The organism is Paenibacillus xylanivorans (assembly GCF_001280595.1).
Classification (GTDB): Bacteria; Bacillota; Bacilli; order Paenibacillales; family Paenibacillaceae; genus Paenibacillus; species Paenibacillus xylanivorans.
Genome location: NZ_LITU01000051.1, coordinates 59,646 through 78,398, shown reverse-complemented (window position 1 = coordinate 78,398; position 18,753 = coordinate 59,646). Strand labels below are relative to the sequence as shown.

At 46.5% G+C, this 18,753-nt stretch carries 15 protein-coding genes; 4 read left to right on the top strand and 11 right to left on the bottom strand.

The genetic code is table 11. The features are described 5' to 3' along the window. Positions 1-17: 17 nt before the first annotated feature. The 3 genes from AMS66_RS09790 to AMS66_RS09780 are packed head-to-tail and all read right to left on the bottom strand — an operon-like array spanning position 18 to position 4,683. Positions 18-1,208 carry a VWA domain-containing protein gene (locus tag AMS66_RS09790; RefSeq protein WP_053780619.1) on the bottom strand — a complete coding sequence of 397 codons (1,191 nt, stop codon included), beginning with the start codon at positions 1,206-1,208 and terminating at the stop codon, positions 18-20. Then, complete coding sequence (locus tag AMS66_RS09785) at positions 1,193-3,595, bottom strand: DUF5682 family protein (protein ID WP_053780618.1); 2,403 nt, start codon at positions 3,593-3,595, stop codon at positions 1,193-1,195. Before AMS66_RS09785 ends, AMS66_RS09790 begins: the two co-directional genes overlap by 16 nt. Then, the gene (locus AMS66_RS09780) at positions 3,583-4,683 is read right to left on the bottom strand and encodes an ATP-binding protein (RefSeq protein ID WP_053780617.1); all 1,101 of its coding nucleotides are present in this window, start codon (positions 4,681-4,683) and stop codon (positions 3,583-3,585) included. Before AMS66_RS09780 ends, AMS66_RS09785 begins: the two co-directional genes overlap by 13 nt. Before the next feature lie 561 nt (positions 4,684-5,244). On the opposite strand from AMS66_RS09780, the gene AMS66_RS09775 reads away from it, so the two are divergent. From AMS66_RS09775 to AMS66_RS09760, 4 genes are all read left to right on the top strand, one after another. Next, positions 5,245-6,435: a cytochrome P450 family protein gene (locus tag AMS66_RS09775; protein WP_053780616.1), complete on the top strand. Its 1,191-nt coding sequence runs from the start codon at positions 5,245-5,247 to the stop codon at positions 6,433-6,435. A gap of 39 nt (positions 6,436-6,474) precedes the next feature. Beyond that, a complete protein-coding gene (locus AMS66_RS09770; protein WP_053780615.1) occupies positions 6,475-6,819 on the top strand; it encodes a hypothetical protein in 345 nt (114 codons plus the stop codon). A gap of 154 nt (positions 6,820-6,973) precedes the next feature. After that, positions 6,974-7,276: an ArsR/SmtB family transcription factor gene (locus AMS66_RS09765; protein WP_236703306.1), complete on the top strand. Its 303-nt coding sequence runs from the start codon at positions 6,974-6,976 to the stop codon at positions 7,274-7,276. Between the two features lie 259 nt (positions 7,277-7,535). After that, entirely contained in the window at positions 7,536-8,717 is a 1,182-nt protein-coding gene (locus AMS66_RS09760) for an MFS transporter (RefSeq protein ID WP_053780614.1), read from the top strand. Positions 8,718-8,949: 232 nt separating this feature from the next. Here the strand turns inward: AMS66_RS09760 and poxB are convergent, their stop codons facing one another. From poxB to AMS66_RS09720, 8 genes are all read right to left on the bottom strand, one after another. Further along, entirely contained in the window at positions 8,950-10,677 is a 1,728-nt protein-coding gene (gene poxB / locus AMS66_RS09755; RefSeq protein WP_053780613.1) for a ubiquinone-dependent pyruvate dehydrogenase, read from the bottom strand. A gap of 225 nt (positions 10,678-10,902) precedes the next feature. Further along, a complete protein-coding gene (locus AMS66_RS09750) occupies positions 10,903-11,664 on the bottom strand; it encodes an SDR family NAD(P)-dependent oxidoreductase (RefSeq protein WP_053780612.1) in 762 nt (253 codons plus the stop codon). 156 nt (positions 11,665-11,820) lie between these two features. Continuing rightward, on the bottom strand, positions 11,821-12,126 hold the full coding sequence (locus AMS66_RS09745; protein ID WP_053780611.1) for a Dabb family protein: 306 nt from the start codon (positions 12,124-12,126) through the stop codon (positions 11,821-11,823). Positions 12,127-12,329: 203 nt separating this feature from the next. After that, a complete protein-coding gene (locus AMS66_RS09740; RefSeq protein ID WP_053780610.1) occupies positions 12,330-12,581 on the bottom strand; it encodes a type B 50S ribosomal protein L31 in 252 nt (83 codons plus the stop codon). Between the two features lie 146 nt (positions 12,582-12,727). Beyond that, a complete protein-coding gene (locus AMS66_RS09735; protein WP_236703303.1) occupies positions 12,728-12,994 on the bottom strand; it encodes an HPr family phosphocarrier protein in 267 nt (88 codons plus the stop codon). A gap of 168 nt (positions 12,995-13,162) precedes the next feature. After that, on the bottom strand, positions 13,163-14,230 hold the full coding sequence (locus AMS66_RS09730) for an NAD(P)-dependent alcohol dehydrogenase (protein ID WP_053780609.1): 1,068 nt from the start codon (positions 14,228-14,230) through the stop codon (positions 13,163-13,165). Positions 14,231-14,372: 142 nt separating this feature from the next. Then, positions 14,373-16,523: an alpha-glucuronidase family glycosyl hydrolase gene (locus tag AMS66_RS09725; RefSeq protein ID WP_053780608.1), complete on the bottom strand. Its 2,151-nt coding sequence runs from the start codon at positions 16,521-16,523 to the stop codon at positions 14,373-14,375. Further along, positions 16,520-18,751: a glycoside hydrolase family 52 protein gene (locus tag AMS66_RS09720; RefSeq protein ID WP_053780607.1), complete on the bottom strand. Its 2,232-nt coding sequence runs from the start codon at positions 18,749-18,751 to the stop codon at positions 16,520-16,522. Before AMS66_RS09720 ends, AMS66_RS09725 begins: the two co-directional genes overlap by 4 nt. Positions 18,752-18,753: the final 2 nt, after the last annotated feature.

Here is an 18,753-nt window from a genome sequence, read left to right as displayed (position 1 = left end):
TCGATTCACCTCGCTGTTTAAGTAATAATTTCGCCAATCCAATCCGCTAACTCATTGGGCGTAATCGCAGCTACATGCGCACCCATATTGGATAACGTCTGCGCAGCATGTTTGTTGTACACGGTATCCCCGTTAAAATCGAGTGCGGTCAGCACAAGCAGCTTGCAGCCTGTATCCAGAATATCCTTACATGCCTTGTACATGTGCTGGATAGGGTAACCCTCTTCCAAATCACTAACAAGAATGTATATCGTTTTCCCAGGATTTTCGATTAACGTCTCACCATAACGGAGTGCCTTGGTAATATGCGTTCCCCCGCCAAGCTGCACGTTCATGAGCACATCTACCGGATCTTCCAGCCTGTCACTCAAATCGACAACCTGTGTGTCAAAAATAAATAATTTCGTGCGAAGTGCATTCAGGCGATAAAAAATGCTGGCCATCACCGAACTGTATATCACTGAATCCAACATACTTCCGCTCTCATCCACACCAATGATAATGTCCCACTTGTTATGAGACTGGATATTCCCGTCAAAATAAAGACGTTCAATGACAAATCTGCGATTGTTTTTGTCATAGTTCTTCAAGTTCTTGGTAATGGTCTGCTTGAAATTCAGATTACGCAAGGAGCGCACCGAACTGGATGCATAGCGGCTGCGTTTGCCCATAATGCTCGCTCTGGTCTGAGATTCTAATTTGCGTCGCAGCTCTTCAACCACGACTCGTACGATTTCCTTGGCGCTCTTTAACACGTCGCCTTTCATTCGCCCTTTGAATTGCATAATATTCTTGAGCAGGTTCATATTGGGTTCGAGTGACTCCAGCAGCTTTTTGTCTGTTAACAATTCCGTAAGGCCATAACGGTCAAGCGCCTGCTTCTCCAGAATTTCCACCGTTGGTTTGGGGAACAATTCCCTGACTTTATGCAACCATTTGGGAACGGTCAGCTCCGAAGGACCTCGTCCTCCCCCTTTTCTGTAACCCTGCTCTTCACCGTATTCGCGATTATACAGATATCCCAAAATCTCATCGACTTCGGTATATTTAAAATCATCAGGGGAGTAATCTTCTGTATTGGACAGCCCTTCTTCAGCGGATTCACCCAGAATAAGGCGCCAACGGTTTAAGGTTTCCGCCCGGTTAAGCTTTGCACTGTCATTCACAATTTTCTTGGTTGTATCCAGCTCATTCAGATCAGCTTCCATGCGTCAAACTCCTTCCGAAGGGCTTCATCCCATGTTTTTGTCTGAATCAGCAGTCGCTCGTCAACGGGAGGCCATAACATCTCTTCGGCCTCTGTCTGATGCAGGTTCGCGACCCGATCCGCAATTAGGCCAGTCTCCATCGGTGTAAAGTAGGTAAACGCCAAGCGAAGTTCAGGGATCATGCGAATAAACTCTTCATAATCAAGTTGCTCGATCATATAGTCCAACTCTGATAAAAGCTGATTTTCATACAGAAAAGCGTCCCGCGCTACAGAGAACACTCCCTGTAAATAAAGTGCAGTCTGCCGGGTCTGTTCCTGGGATCCCCGGATATACCCGCGTGCCCGATCCACAATCTCCTCCTTATGCCTGTCTCCAAGTCCTGAAGATATGGCAATACATACCCCCTCCAGCTGTGCTGGGAGTTGGCTGTCTGACAGCAGTTCATCCAGGTGTGCCCGGAAGGTATCATCCCGAAAATGCTCTTCGGATGACTCTGCCAGCATGGCAAGCAGCTTCAGTCCCTGAACAATCGCTTCATGTTCATCCGGATTCGTTCTTGAGAGCTGCATCAGTTTGTCAACGGCATTGTTATAGGCTTCGGATACGAGGTTAAGGAGCTGCTGTTCTTCAGACAACCCAAGAAGTCTGCGATGCTGCTGAATTCGATTCAAAATATGAAGACTTCCACACAACGACAGGAAATTCCCGTCCTTTCGGAGCGCAGACTTCACTTGGTCATACAGCGTCATTGCTGTATCCTGCAGGCCCATGAGCAGAGCTTGAAGCATCGATTTGGCCAAGTCACCACTGTGATGATCCGGTATTCCCTGCATTTCTTCTTCCATCTTGCGCGTAGCGGCTTCCCAAATTGTGCCTCCATAGAGTGAATTCTCGATTAATCGAGCCTCAATTCTGGAGGAATAGGTATAGATCCATGTCTCCCGAACAAGATTCATGTCACGCTGTGCAATCCAATCCGGTCCCGATTGCCTCTTCGCAAAGTCCGGAACGAGATAAACCATAGATTGAAACAATTGACTTTGCCGACGATGATCTGGTTTGGCATATAGATCAAGTACTTTCTTATGCTGGCCTGTAGTACGAATTTGAAGTTTTGACTCAGTACAACGTTCTTTGAAATCTTCAACGATTGGAATACTGAATGGGTTAGGAGCTACTTTCCCTATGACATCTCCGGTTAGCAATTTGTGCAATTCTTGCAGCGGTTTATCTGAAGCTAATGTAAGTTCCCCCTTAACAAAGGAAGAAAGGGTTGCATCCATTAGCTCATAGACACCGCCTTCCCTTTTCCCCCTCAGTCCTGCGAGGCCCTGAACCATGCTATACGCCTCAATGGCGTCGCTGGTTGATACATGTTCATGCGCTTCCCTCAGCTTGCGGGTTACTCGGGATAACAAGTCCAAAGCGGTCAAATTATATACAGAGCTCTTTTGCCGAATCAGCTGGGTCCAGATTTGTTCGTAATAATTCACGTAAGGCATTCCGCTTGCATACCCATTCAGTCGATCAGCTTCGGCAAACGTGTAGACCATGGGATACATCTGCTGGTGCACCGACTTCTGATGCCCAACTTGAGCCTCCATCGCCACCCCTTCTGAGTCCGTTTCATGATTGTCTAGCGTCAGCAGTCCATACGTATGAAATCCGCCGGTGATAACAAGCACACGGTCATGTTCCTGTCGGGCTTGCTCAATCCGTCTCTTCATGTGTGCTTCTCTTGCCAGATCTCCTGTACTATGCAATCGCTCCGCTGAATAACACATCCGTGACAAGGTGCAATACGTGAATACATCCAGTACAAACGCCTGTGTTGACTTCTCCAGACCACCAATTTCAAATACGCTCTCCCACAATTCATCGAAACTTCGACAGTTTGTCTTTTGACATAAACGGTGGATAAACTCAGACCCTGCAAGCAATGTCTCGTCTTGAATGGAAATCTCCCGCTGTTCTGGCTTGTTGGGCTTAGAGAAATGATGGTAGTCCAGGTCGATAAATGTTGCAGGGATGTTCAGCCGAGCTGCTTCTTTGAGAGCCACATATTCAGGAGAGTAACGAAGCATCGGATAATAACAGGCCGCTCTCTCATCTTCACTCTCATAGGTGTAGTAAAGACTAACAGGAGGTATGGTCGCCTCGTCAGCCAAAACTTGAAGCAAAGGATTTCCGCTCTCAGGTCCTTCGATAAGAATGATGTTGGGTTTGTATTCTTCAATTAATCGCAGCAAATGATAGGAACAGGCTGGGCTATGATGACGTATGGGAAAATAAATTGTGCCGTTGTTCAGGTTATACACCCGGGACTCAAATAGCGTCTGTAACTGGGCAACATCCAGATCAGCCATTCCTGTTAACCGATCCATTTCTTCTCCTCGTAGTAATCCTTCCAGATCCCCTCTTCTCTGGAACGCTCCTTCACAACCTTGGAGAAGTAGGTTTTGAGAATGGACAGATCCTTGTCGCTTTCTTTTGCTATAGTACCCAGCATGTTTTGCACCAGCCGATCCAACGCGATTCCCTTGTCTTCGTAATAATACGAAGTCATTGCACTCTGTACATATACAGATACGGCTTCAGCTGTACTCATGGACGCTTGGGGAGTATCCAGCTTGTAACCTTCCCGCGTCATTCCGGTGCGAAGTTCCATAAATGTCGTGGCCAGCAATTCAACCACGTCCGAATTAATTTCGGTGTCTATTCCGCTATGTAATAAAAGACTGCGCGCTTGGGATTCAATAATTTTGGCTTCCATTTTCACGCTGCTAATCGGTTTGATCGTCTCAAAATTGAAACGGCGCTTCAGGGCACCACTCATTTCATTTACACCCTTGTCGCGAATGTTGGCTGTTGCGATCACGTTAAACCCTGGTTTGGCAAACAGCACACCGCCGTCCAGTTCAGGAATACTCATCACCTTGTCACTCAGAATACTGATCAGGCTATCCTGTGCTTCAGCAGGACAACGAGTAATCTCCTCAAAACGGGTAAGAATCCCCTTCTTCATTCCGTTATACAACGGTGAGGGAACAAGTGCCGCTTCGGATGGGCCTTTATCCAGCAGCATGGCATAATTCCATGAATATTTGATCATGTCTTCGGTTGTACCTGCCGTACCTTGAATCGTGTTCAGACTGGTTCCGGAAATGGCTGCGGTCAGCAATTCACTGAGCATGGTCTTGGCTGTCCCGGGTTCCCCTACCAGCATCAATCCCCGGTTGCCTGCCAGTGTCACCACTGCGCGTTCAATTAGAACATCGTTGCCATAAAATTTCCTCGTTATCGCGACCTCTTCTCCGTCCAATATGGCGGGCCTATCCCTGCCGATGATAAAATCACGCACATACGTTGGGGACAATAGCCAGTGTGGCGGACGCTTTCTCGTATCTTCCTCTCGCAGTGCCCTTAATTCAGCCTCATATAATGTCTCGGCAGGTGGCTTAAGTATCTCCATCGTCAAGGTTTCTCCTCTCATACAAACAGATCGTATGTTCTTATTAGTGCTATTTTATCACAGGGGCCTTTCAACGAACGAAGAAATCGATAAAAATGGTTGAAACGTCCTTCTTATCAGCATTCTTCATAAGTCCGTGGACATGGTTCATAGCACAATTGTGAATTACTTATATCATTGCATCATGACGACTGGATTCAAAACTAATTTGAATCCACGTTGTAGTTGAAGAAAACTTCATATTATAGGCCATACGTCCCTATGTATCATTAACCGATCCCTAATATGGTTCAAGCAGATTAAGTCCAATCTCACAAAAATACAGCCAAGCAGTCTGTGTGTCCAATCACTATTGATTGTATCTCTGTTTCCATGGGCTATTCTATTTGAAATATGTAGCCTTTCATACCATATTTGTTAGTCAAAAACAAGGTTTCAATCGCTCCAATATTGAATATATAGATGGTGCAGGCTTTTCGTATGAAGCCACCGAAATTAACATATGATCCCTTAGATAAGATGCGTAACATTACGAGCTGTTGATGAGAGGAGATTAACCATTTGAGTACAAATGAGACTTCAAAGCCTGAGTTTTTCACCCGAGAATTTACACAGAATCCTTACCCGGTATATGAAAAGCTGAGACAAAATGATCCCATTCACAGAGTCCTGTTCCCTCATGGTGATTTCGGTTGGATTATTACCCAATATGAGGATGCGGTCGAGGTGTTGAAAGATAATCGCTTCAGCAAGGATGTCATTAAACGTTACGGACCGGATCAAGATAATATTTTTGTGCATAACATGCTTTTTTCCGATCCGCCCGATCATCGTAGGTTGCGTGGACTTGTACAGAAGGCCTTCACTCCAAGGCTGATTGAGGGCATGAGAAGCCATATTCAGGATATTGCTGACGATCTTCTGGATAATCTTAAATCCCAGGACAAGATGAATCTGATCGATGAGTTCGCTTTTCCGTTACCGATTATTGTAATCAGCGAAATTCTCGGTGTACCTCTTGAAGATCAGGACAAATTTCGTCTGTGGTCGAATTCCATCATCGACGCGACAAGCGAGGAAAATTCCGAAGTGTTTGAGAAGCATGCCAAAGAGTTCATTGATTACCTGAATGCCTGGTTTGCCAAAGTACGTGAGCAGCCGGGCGACGATCTGATCAGCCAGCTCGTTGTGGCAGAAGAATCAGGTGAACAGCTTACTGAAAAGGAACTGCTTGGTGTTGTCGCTCTGCTAATCATCGCCGGACATGAAACAACCGTTAATTTGATTGGTAATGGTGTACTTGCCCTACTGGAGCACCCCGAGCAACGCGAGCTCTTGATCAAGCAGCCCGAGTTAATCCATAAGGCTGTTGAAGAAATGCTGCGCTATAACGGTCCAGTTGAATTCAGTACGTCCCGCTGGGCATCAGAAGACATTGAATTTCATGGACATCACATAGCTGAAGGTGAGCTTGTTATTGTTGCGCTGGATTCAGCCAATCGGGACGAAGCGAAATTTAAGGATGCGGATGTGTTTGACATCACTCGTGAGAAGAGCGCCCATTTGGCATTTGGCAAAGGCATTCATCTCTGTCTGGGAGCCCCCCTCGCGCGACTGGAAGGTGAGATTGCCATTAACACGTTAATTCGCCGCTTTCCCGATATGCAGCTTCAGGCGGATGTTAATGAACTTGAATGGAGACCTGGCATGATTGTTCGCGGTGTTAAGGAAATACCGGTACAGCTTAAATAGAAATGTATTTGGAGCAAGGAAAGCGAGGCACCTGGCTGTATGGAAATAAACACCATTGTTTTAGTCGTTTTTTTACTTCTTATTCTCATCTTATTGGTTCGCGTCATCAGCCTGCAGACCCAGCTGAATGAATTGAAAAGGGATGTTGAGCGTCTGGAGAATGGTTCAGGCAGTACCGTACATTCCCATCTCAGTTATAATGCTTCTTCTGTGAATGTGTCTCCACCTCCACTGTCACAGGCTGATCTGACTGAACTTGATAAAGAGTTGCAGGCACTTGCACAACAGGGCAAGAAAATAATTGCAATCAAAAAGGCTCGTGAAGCCAGAAACCTGTCGTTGAAAGATGCCAAGGAATACGTCGAGTCTCTTGAACGACTATAAGTAGTGAGATTAGATAGATTTCCCGACTTTCTGCAAAGATTGTTGCTTTCAGTTGATACGTTTCTGACTGAAAGCAATAATTTTCGTGGGGAGTTTACTTTTCGTCAAAGGCATGATAAAGTTATTTCAATATTTATAGAAATAAGAAATAAAGATGAAAGGACCGATTCTGATGGTACCCCATTCAATTGAAACTGAACAGGCTGTCAAAATTCATAAAGCTTTGGGCGAACAAACGCGTTATAAAATCATTCAGATCCTTTCGGGTGAAAGCAACCTGTGTCCTGCTGATCTGGAAAATCGCCTTGTAACAGTAGCGCTCTCCACTTTATCTCATCACCTGAAGCAACTATCCGATTGTGGTTTGTTGACATCACAAAAGAAAGGCACGTATATTTATTACAGCTTGAATACGGATACTGTACTGAGATTCGCTCCTTATCTGTTGACGAGATAAAATTTTTGCTTTATATTTCTATAATTCTAGAAATATAAATACAGAAATAACAATCATACATTGTGTTTTCGAATTGGACCGCAGAGACTCACCGTAGTCGAATACTATCCTTTCGCCAAAACATTCCGGTACATTTGATGGATTAAATACACTACCTTACTTCATTGGTGTATTAGTAATTTTGTTTTCACATTCTCTCGTCTTTATTTCTATATTTCTAAAAATATAATAATTATAATTGGAAAGAGGTTATATGCTCATGTCTAACACATGGAAAATCTATGTTCTCGCCTTGGTCAGTTTTCTTGTAGGGACCTCCGAATATGTTATTGCGGGCATTCTGGACAGGATCTCTGACACCATGAATATATCATTAATTGCTGCAGGACAGCTGATTACGATCTTTTCACTCGTTTACGCGCTCGGTACGCCCATCATTATCGCATTAACATCTCGAATGGACCGACGCAAACTGCTGCTCTACTTCCTTGGACTTTTTGTCATAGGTAACGTCTTGGCCTACCTGCTGCCCGGATATGGACTGTTCATCGCCGCACGAGTCTTGATGGCTCTTGGAGCCGGCGTCGTCGTTGTGACATCCTTGACCGTCGCTGCCAAAATAGCGGCTGTGGGCAAACAGGCCAGCTCCATCGCAACGGTCATTACCGGATTTACAGCGTCCTTGATCGTGGGAGTTCCACTGGGAAGAATGGTTGCTGCAGCTTGGGATTGGAAACTTATTTTTGCAGGTATCGCGATTCTGGGTGTCATGGCCATGATGGTTATTTCAATTACGATCCCGCCGTCTGAAGGCGAAGCACCGGTTCCTTTGAAAAAACAATTAGCCCTGCTTAAGCAACCTCGTATCGGATTTGCGCTGCTTGTCAGCTTTTTCTGGTTAGGAGGCTATTCCATTGCCTATACCTACATTTCACCTTACCTGGTATCTGTTGCGGGCATGAGCGAAACGTTGTTAAGTTCCGCTTTGCTGGCTTTTGGTATCGCAAGTCTGATTGGTTCCAAATCTGGAGGGTACGGCGCCGATCGTATGGGAGTAAAGCGAACACTCATCCTGGGAATGGCTTTGCATGTCGTAAGTTTGCTTATGCTGAATGTCACGGCTCATTCTGGCGTGGCCATCTTCATTGTACTGATTCTGTGGTCCTTTTCCGCCTGGTCTTCCGGTCCAACACAGCAATATAATCTGGTGACGATGGCTCCGGAATCGTCCGGGATTATGCTGAGTCTGAACAGTTCGGTTATGCAACTCGCGATGGCTGCCGGTGCCGGTATTGGAGGAATCGCCGTAAGTGCAGTTTCGTTGTCATCCATCACCTGGATTGGAGCTGTAGGGGTGGTGATTGCCATGATTATTATCATTCTTGCCTACCGTCCGGCGAGTGTCCGTGCAGCACAGACCGATTCTTCCAATGTGGCATGATGTAGCTGAGCTCTAGAATAACAATGGTAACACGCAAAAAGAGAGGCACTGTTGACATTACAGTAGCCTCTCTTTCTTATTCATTTTGATGGATGTCTTATTGTGCGGTTACAGCAAAATTCATCACATACTAAACATCTCAGAAAGGAGAACTCCTTAATAAAAGGGTGAACGTTCCCCTTCTTTTTGGATAGTTCAACATGGTGCGTTAATGCTAAGACGAACGTAAGACTTATCTAAGCAAATTGGTTTTTGCCAGCTCGATCAGCTCATCTCCACGTCCATTCAACACCGCCTTCATCATCCATAAGGTGAAGCCTTCGGCCTGTTTTATATTAATCTTCGGAGGCAGGGACAACTCCTGCCGGTTCACCACAACATCAATCAGAACAGGACCATCATGCTGCAATGCACGCTCTACAGCCCCTTCCAGATCAGCCGGATCTTCAACCCGTATTCCCTCCAGACCCATCGCTTGAGCTACCATGGCAAAGTTCGGATTCACAAGCTCGGTACCCGATTCAAGTAATCCGGCAGCTTTCATCTCCAGTTCAACAAAACTGAGTGCTCCATTGTTAAACACGACAACTTTAATGGGGAGATTATGCTGTTTAAGCGTCAGAAGATCACCCATCAGCATGGCGATGCCGCCATCACCGGACAAGGATATGACTTGTCTCCCCGGATCAGACACCTGCGCTCCAATCGCCTGCGGAAGAGCATTCGCCATGGTGCCATGACTGAATGAACCCAACAATCGGCGATTGCGACTCATTTCAATGTAGCGAGCCGCCCATACGGTAGGTGTACCTACATCGCATGTGAAGATCGCATTATCTGCTGCAGCATCGCTGATGACCTTGGTTAAATACTGAGGATGAATTGGCGTTTTTCCGGGTTTCCCAACGGCGAGTTCATCCAATTCTTTGCGAACTTTCTCGTAACGTTCCACACTTTTATGCAAATGTTTGTCACTATGCTCTTCTGTCAGATAAGGTAATAATGTTTCAATGGTGGCCTTCACGTCACCGCACACTCCATAATCCAGCTTTGTACGGCGACCAAGGTGTGAAGACTGAATATCCACTTGAAGCACAACCGCATCTTCCGGGAAGAATTGACGGTATGGAAAATCTGTTCCCAGCATCAAAAGCACATCACAGTCCATCATGGCATGATAACCGGAGGAATACCCGATTAATCCCGTGAGGCCCACCGAATACGGGTTATCGTACTCCAGATACTCCTTGCCTCGCAGTGCAATAACCATAGGGGATTTCAAGCGATCACAGAGCTGCATGAGAGGTTCACGCGCACCAGCGCAACCTGCCCCGCACAGCAAAGTGATTTTTTTGCCTTGATTCAAAAACTCCGCCAGTTTCTGCAGTTCAGGCTCAGACGGATGTACAACAGGGTGTGTGGGATGATATACATGCTCCGGTACAGGCAGATCAGCCGCTTCTAAAGCCGCTACATCCCCTGGTAATATAATGACGGATACGCCTGAACGCGCAACTGCGGTCTGCATCGCCATTGTAAAGGAACGTGGCATCTGTTTGGCTGTTGTAATGACCTCGCAATAATGACTGCATTCCTGAAATAAATACTCTGGATGAGTCGCCTGAAAATACTCACTCCCGATTTCATCACTCGGAATATGAGCAGCGATGGCAAGTACCGGCACTCGGTTCCGATGACAGTCATACAAACCATTAATCAAGTGCATGTTTCCCGGACCGCTACTGCCCGCACATACTGCGATACTTCCGCTCACTTGGGCATCTGCCCCGGCCGCAAAAGCAGCCACCTCCTCATGGCGTACATGAATCCATTCAATTTTACCCGAACGACGGATGGAATCGAGTACCGCATTCAAGGAGTCTCCAACGATACCATAGATGCGTTTGATGCCTGCGTTCAATAGTGCTTCGACCAGAACGTCTGCAATTGTTTTTTTCATAAAAGGTCGGTCTCCTTTATTCGCTTATTTTGAGTTATGTTTCCACCGCGTTAAACTACCTATTCTTTTACCCCAATCTTTTGAAATTAGAAACAAAATCATATGTATTTATGGATATATACAAAAATCCGCTTGTCATGGACTGACAAACGGATTTTTGTCTGCTATGGTATACAAAGCGGTTCATTGCATACTTAGTAATTCTTTCACATCAATAAATCAACATTAAATGGCAGGCATCACATTGCCACCACTGACCGGGATATAAGCTCCTGTAATAAATGAGGAAAGGTCGGATGCCAGAAATGCTACAGCATTGGCAATTTCCTGATCTTCTCCCCTGCGTTTTAACGGCACCGTTTGAATATAACCCTCATCATGTGCCGACTCACTGTTGCGGTCGCGCTCACTGATCGTCCATCCAGGCGCAACCTGGTTGACCGTAATCTGATATTCGCCTACCTCTTTCGCCAGCACACGGTACAAACCGTCCATGCCGCGTTTTCCCGCCGTATATGCAGACTGGGTAGCAAAATTCTGCATCGCACATTCCGTATTGATACCAATGAATCGACCAGCTCTGGCTTCTTTCATATAAGGGATGAACGCTTTGGCAAGATATACACTCTGCATCACACATGATTCGAACTGGCTTATATAATCGTCCGGTGATTGTTCCAGCACCGTTGTCCAGGCATATTGGATGACTGCATTGGCAACTACGATATCTACATCTCCGAGGCTGGATTGAATTTCATCCCGCATCCGAAATGCCGTATCCTGCTTCGTAATATCGCCCTGAACAATGACCGTTTTCCGACCGATGGCTTCGATCTCATCTTGAAGCTCTCTTGCCTTCGTTTCATTATTTATGTAATGCAGCGCGAGATTTGCACCACAGTCTGCCAACGTACGAGCGATGACCCTTCCTAATTGACCAGTTGCTCCAGTCACCAGGGCCGTTTTACCTGTAAGATCCAATTTCATAGGGATAGATCCCCTCCTTTGAGTCACATATGGTGTAGTAACGAAATTTAGCAATGAAGAAAGAAGGATTCCACAAATAATATGAAGCAAGCAATGCTCGAAAACGATTTCGAAGTTCATGCTATTTTTTTGTTTATTCAATATGATTCATGTTCATTATTTCCCGTGCTGAACGAGATCGATTTCCTGGAAGCGACTAACTTCCTTTTCCCACCGTTCTTCCACATATTTGCGATGAACCGGGTGATCATTATATGCATCATACGCAGCCTGATCTGCAAATACCATTGAAAAACTGTAGTCAAACTCATTTTTTTCGCTTACCTGACGTAGGACCTGGAATTGCTCCACACCTGGAATATTGGCCAGGGCATCCGCACTTTCTTTTAGAAATGCCTCTGCTTCAGGGGTATCTTTGCCTGCGTAAAGTGTAAACGTTACCATATGATTGATGCTACTCATCTCTATTTCCTCCTCAAGTATGATCTCACTCTGTTTCCTAGTGTACCTCCGTTTGATATGTAAGCGCAATAATTGTATGCAATTATTTATTTATCGTTGCCGATCAGGACAGGACATACATCCCATGCAAGCTAAGATATGGTCAGGACACAAAGAAACCCCGAGGACAAATCCCCGAGGTTTCTTCGCAATCTATGGACAGACTAGTTTTTGATGTTGTATTTACGGTTAAAGCGATCAACACGACCACCGATGTCCACGTTTCTTTGTTTACCTGTGAAGAATGGGTGGGATGCGGAGCTAGTGTCCACACGGATTACTGGGTAAGAGTTGCCATCTTCCCATTCCATTGTTTCGTTCGAGAATTTAGTCGAAGAACTCAGGAATTTGAAATCAGCACTTGCATCGAAGAAAATTACTGTTTGTGTCTTTGGATGGATATCAGCTTTTGGCATAATCTATTTACACTCCTTTAATATGGGTACTTCTTAGAATAGAACTAAATTTTATTATACTCTTTTTTTGGACGAAGTACCAGTCGGAATTGAACAAACGATAATTTTTTTTACAATTCACTGCGATCTGCACTGTTTTTTAGAGTTCAAGTTAAGCCCTTCTCCAGTACATTCAGCATATATTCCAACGCTTCAAGTTCATCTCTTCCCCGTGTCTGCAATCTCACCACACTGCCATGTCGAATGGGAAGAAGCGCCATTCCGAGCAGGCTTTTGACATCTACACGCTGCTCGTGGTCAGCATCCGTAAATGACAATGAAATATCCGAGGAAAAACGCGACGCTTGAGAAGATACAGACATCAGATCATCCCGGTGGAAATCAGAGTGAATCATAAATTCATGTGTTCTCACAACCTTCAGTTCCTTTCGCTACATTGCTATTTAACAAAATGGGTGTGTAAGATTTTATATATTAAAATCTTCAAGCATTACACCACGTTATAGAAGCTTGTTTAATCCTTTTATGGCGAAAAATACAAAAAAAAGAAACCCTAAACATTAGGGCTCCTTCAAATAGATTCATTTGCCGTTCGGATACACCATTACTTTCAGACTGCCACTCTTGTTGTGCAATGCCCGTTCCATGGCTTGTTGGGTTTCCTCAAGGGAATAACGGTCTGTAATCAGGGACATCACATCATGCTGACCTGAGCTCAGAAACTTAATTCCCGCAGGATAGGTGTTGGCATAACGGAAGATACCGTATATATCCACCTCATTGTCTGCGATAAAAGGAACATTCAGAGCAATCTCGTCCTGTGCGGGCAGTCCTACAATGGCAAGCTTGCCTCCTCGGCGGAGCGAATACAATGCAGACTGAAGCGCCTTCGGATTCCCCGCAGTTTCCCACGCCGTATCTACACCGACGCCGTTCGTTAACTCACGGATCACTGCCTGCGCATCCTCGTTACGTACATTAATGGTATGGGTGGCACCCATACGACGAGCAGCTTCCAACCGCACTTCCTCCAAATCTGTGACAATGATGCGTTCCACACCAAACGATTTGGCAGCTGCAACAGCCATCAGTCCAACAGGTCCCATGCCCATAATGGCAAGTGTCGTTCCCGGAGCCAGTTTACTGCGTCTTGCAGCATGAATGCCAACCGAGAAAGGTTCGTTCATGGCTGCCTCTTCAAAAGACAGATGATCCGGGATTGGGAACACCATATCCTCACGAATGGTCATGTACTGCACAAATGCCCCATCCACCGGAGGCGTCGCCAGAAATTGCACATCGGGACACAGATTATATCGACCTTCTTTACATGCTGTGCATCGTCCGCAGGTTACCCCAGGCTCAATGGCTACCCGGTCCCCTTCTTTCAGCCGTGATACTTTCGAGCCAACAGACGCTACAATACCTGCACATTCATGTCCGAGTATAATCGGTTTCTCAACCACAAATCGGCCAATTCTGCCATGTTCAAAATAATGCACATCCGATCCGCAGACGCCAACGGCCATAACCTGAATGAGCACCTCGTCTTCAGCCGGCTGTGGTACATCTTGTTCCTCAATAATGATGTTCCCAGGCTCTGTCATGACAGCAGCTTTCATGGTCTCGGGTAATTGATGATGTCCCATATGTTCCCTCCTTCTCGTGTATGCTAACGTTGTTCTTTCCTCCGAAGGTGATAAAGGTGAACGCTCCACTTCCTCAGATTTGTTCTGGCTCGCCGTTATCGTGTAAATGTTTAGTTCAACTTATATCACTCTCGTATCCAGATTAATATATCGTTCTTCCTTGTTCTTCCGCAATACCGCTTTTGCGATAGAAATACGTATTGATCATGTCACGCCATTCCTTGGCATGCTCCGCCTGCCCTGCCTGTAACTTAGCTACCTTATCAAAAACAGTCGGATCAATCTTGCCTTCCAGCTGTCTCCAGTTTTCTGCTAAAGATGCTGCCTGCTCTGCTCCAGCAAAATGTGTATCATAAATATGCTGAATGACCGTTTTGCCAGAATGCAGGACATGGGTATACGGGACATGATGGAAAAATAACAATAGCTCGTCTGGACAGGAATCTACGGATTCATATCTTTCGGCATTTTCCCGGTGGTATTGGGATGTATATCCCGTTCCACTGCTCACCGTCCGGTCCACACCAATGCCGTCACAATCGGCAAAGTGATACGTTCCCCATTTGGAATATTCATAGCCATCGACATTGGGTCCATAATGATGCTCCGGATTAACCATCCAGCCTACACCGAGCGGAGCCGTATAATTTTCATAGATTTCCAACGAATTCAAAAGCATACCATAGATTAGACGAACGACCTCTTCGTCATGTCCGAAGGTAAGTCTCACCCACTCTTCCGCGATCTCTTCCGATGACAACTCCGGATTCCAGGCAAGTCTTCCATATCCGTATAGATTCGCTTGAGCGAGCGGATGTCCCGTCCAGCAAGCGTCTGCACCGATATTGGAGACTGCGGCAAAGCCGCTATAGGGTCTGTTGTACAGAGAGCCGTCTGCAATACGTTTGATTTCAGAACCTGGCCCCTTGGCAAACGTATCAAAATCTAATACTTCTTTCCACTGTGGAATCAGATAACACAGATGCCGCTGCTGGCCCGTATACTCCTGCGTAATCTGAAATTCCAATACCTGATTTGTTTGCTCCATGGCCCCGAACAGCGGGGATACGGCCTCCCGAACCTGAAAGTCCATTGGTCCATTCTTGATCTGCAAAATGACGTTGTCTGCAAAGCGGCCATCCAGTGGCTTAAAGTGGTCATATGCCGCCCGCGCGCGATCCGTGGAACGGTCACGCCAGTCTTGTTTGCAGTTATAGACGAAGCAGCGCCAAATCACCAGTCCACCAAACGGGCGAAGTGCTTCGGCCAACATGTTCGCGCCATCCGCATGGTCCCTGTTATACGTAAAGGGTCCAGGCCGATTTTCCGAATCTGCTTTGATCAGATAGCCACCAAAATCCGGGATTGCCGCATAGACCTTCGCTGTCTGAATGTTCCACCATTCACGCACCTGCTCATCCAGAGGATCTGCCGTAAGCAATCCACCAATCTCTATCGGACTTGCGTAGTTTGCGCTCAGGAACAATCGGATGCCGTACGCTCTGAATTCTGCAGCAACCTTCGCAACATCGCCCAGAAAACGTTCTGTCAGGAACAGGCTCTCACACTGATGCACGTTTACGTTATTGATCGAAATGGCGTTAAGGCCTGTGGAAGCAAGCAATCTGGCATAATCCCGGATACGCCCGAGATCACGAGTGAATTCTCCATTTTCATAGAAAATGGACTTCCCGGCATAACCACGTTCAATGCTGCCATCCACGTTATCCCACTGATTGATCATGCGTAATGCATTAACGGGCTGCTCCGCAATGTAGCTTAATCTTCCCTCTGCAGGATGCACACCGTTAGAACTTTCTTGATCCAGGACAAGCTCCCTTAACAGATGAAATGTACCATACAGCACACCTTGAGGAGTTTCAGAACCAATAAACAGTCTCCCCTGCTCCTTATCTTCGCGAATGAGATAGCCTTCATCGTGTACAGCAGAGCGTTCTATGTCGCTGAAGGCCTGAGCTACAGCTTCTGAACCTGTCCAGGTCCCAAGCCATACCCCATGCGCCTCCTGACCGGTTAGATCCGACTCACTCGCTTGGCTGGCAGCTGAATGACTAACTTTTGGCTTGATGTCAAACAGCTTTTCCAATCCCTGAGTCAGTTCAGCTATTGCTGTTGATATCATTTCCTGATCTTCCGCCACCGACACGTTATGGCTCCAGACTGGAGCTGCCTTTCTGGCAGCTCCCTTCACCCCGGATTGACCTTGAAGATATCCAAGCCACGCATCATACTGCGGGCCGGAGATATTGGATTGAACGGTTGTGTTGCTCATTGTACAGCCTCCTTACTGGCATAGATCTGCTCCAGACGATTACTTTTGCCTTCGAGCAGCCATAGAATCGATGTTACACCGCGTGGGTAATACTTGCTTCCGACCGCCACACCTGCCAGGATCTGGTCACTCCAGCACCAGTAGGATTCCTCTGAATGCAACAGCCAGTTTACATGAGCAGCGTCAGAAGCTTTTCCTGTTTCATCCCATTCCACGCCCAGCAGTTCTCGTGCAATGAACTGGGACAGATATATTTTGCTGAGCCATGAGTTATTACTTGTTGAGGACAGCTTCCAACCACCATCTTCAAACAGACAAGTACCAGGTACAAGAACGGTTTTAAAGTGGGTTCGAAGCGCTCGCAGGTAAGGACCGAAACGGCCATTTATATCCAGCGCGCTTTCACAGCCTGTGAAGTATGGGAACACCAAGCCTTCAATGGCCGGAATGATGCGGGAATCATTATTTTCGGCAATAACTGCCGGAATGTAGCCACCGTCGGTTAACTGAGCTGCAATACTGGTTGCACAGCGATCCGCCTGACGTCCTGCGTGATGCGACAACTCAGCCAGTTTCTCCGCAGCAAACAGCTTCTCCAGTGCAACATAGACGGCCCAGCATTTGCCTGCCAGATAGATGTTATTCCGAGATTGTCCAAGCGATACATCCAGACTGTCATAGGTGGTAATTTCGGCTCCACCCTTGGTACGACTGCTATCCAGACCCATCAGGCCATTGCGTTGTTGTTCATCCGGATGATCCCGGTTCAACATGCTTTCAAAGCAATCACGAATGACGGGCAGCATCTCTTTAACAAACTCCCGATCCTGCGTCTGTTCAATATATACAGTCGCACAGCAAAGCCAGTTTACGAGTTCCTCGTGGCTCATTTGGGAGAAGCAGTCATCAATGCCCACCAGTTCATACGCCGAGTGTCCCGGACGCGAGAATACATTGGCTACGCCGATATCATGCGTGAACGTAATGCCACCCAGATATTCCTTCTCTTCGCCAGGGAATCGCACTTGATCCGTATAACTGTAACGCTTCACAAACCACTCCAGCTCATTACGCACAGTCCAAGGATTTAAGGCAAGTTCAAAATACAACTGATCTGCGGTCAGATCGAGTGTGTTCATCATCCGGTATTCACCTTCATTTACGATCCAGAACGGCTCGCCGTCCGCATCCAGCAGTTGTGTACTTGCATAGTAGCTGTGAATGGAATGGGCAAGCATAAATGACTGATCTTCACTCAATGCAGATACACCTAAACGTTGCTCAACTTCCTTACAGGAATCAGTCAACTCACTGAAACGGTCGAGCGCATATTTCCCGGCTTCCAGGATATCCGCAAAATAACGGGTATACCAATACGTTGTATCCATACCCGAAGTTACGATCCCGCCACGATAAAAACATACGGAAAATTGGTATGTACGCTTCTCTCCGGCTGGAACGTTCATCAACAACGCAGCTGTTTCGCCCAGTCCGAAAGCCAGATTCTCACGATGTTTCTCCTGTAATATCTTCTCCAGCGTGAAACCTCGAGCAGGCCATAGTCCCTCATCCGCAGACAGAATGGCGGTTAGGCGTCCTTGACCAACACCCGTTAAGGCTCCACCCTCTGGTCCTCCGATGATACGCATGGCAGAGTAAGGATCATTCCCCTGATAGCCAAAATAGGCTTTACGCGATTGCTGTCCTTGCGTGTTATCAATCGTCACCTCGACCAGCACTGCAGGTACAAGCGCATCCATTAACGCTTCGCGATCGCCGCTAAGCGGATCGGGTACAGGACGCACAGGTGAGTAAATACGGAAAGTCAGATCACCCGCTGTCCACGTATCTGTTCCCGAAGTGAATTCACGGGTAATATCTTCATCACGAAACGCTGAAATCAGCGGACGCGACGTTTGCGCTCCAACTCCCACTGGCGTGCTCGCTCCACTTTCCAACGAGGCCGACGAGGCCAGATCTGAATCCGAATTCTCCACTTTTTCAACATCGTACCGAACGCTCGCATCCTCAACGGCTTCGAAAAATGGTAAAGCTTCGTAGTTGTCACTGTCGCGAGATTGTAAACCGATATATACATTCTGATCTGCTGGCTTGCCAAGCTCCAGGCCTAGTCCGCCTTTGGCTCCTTTGTATCCAAGCGTAAAACTGGCAAAAGCCCCGATCGGTGAGTGATGGGCATTATAAAAGATAGATTTGGATGTGCTCATGA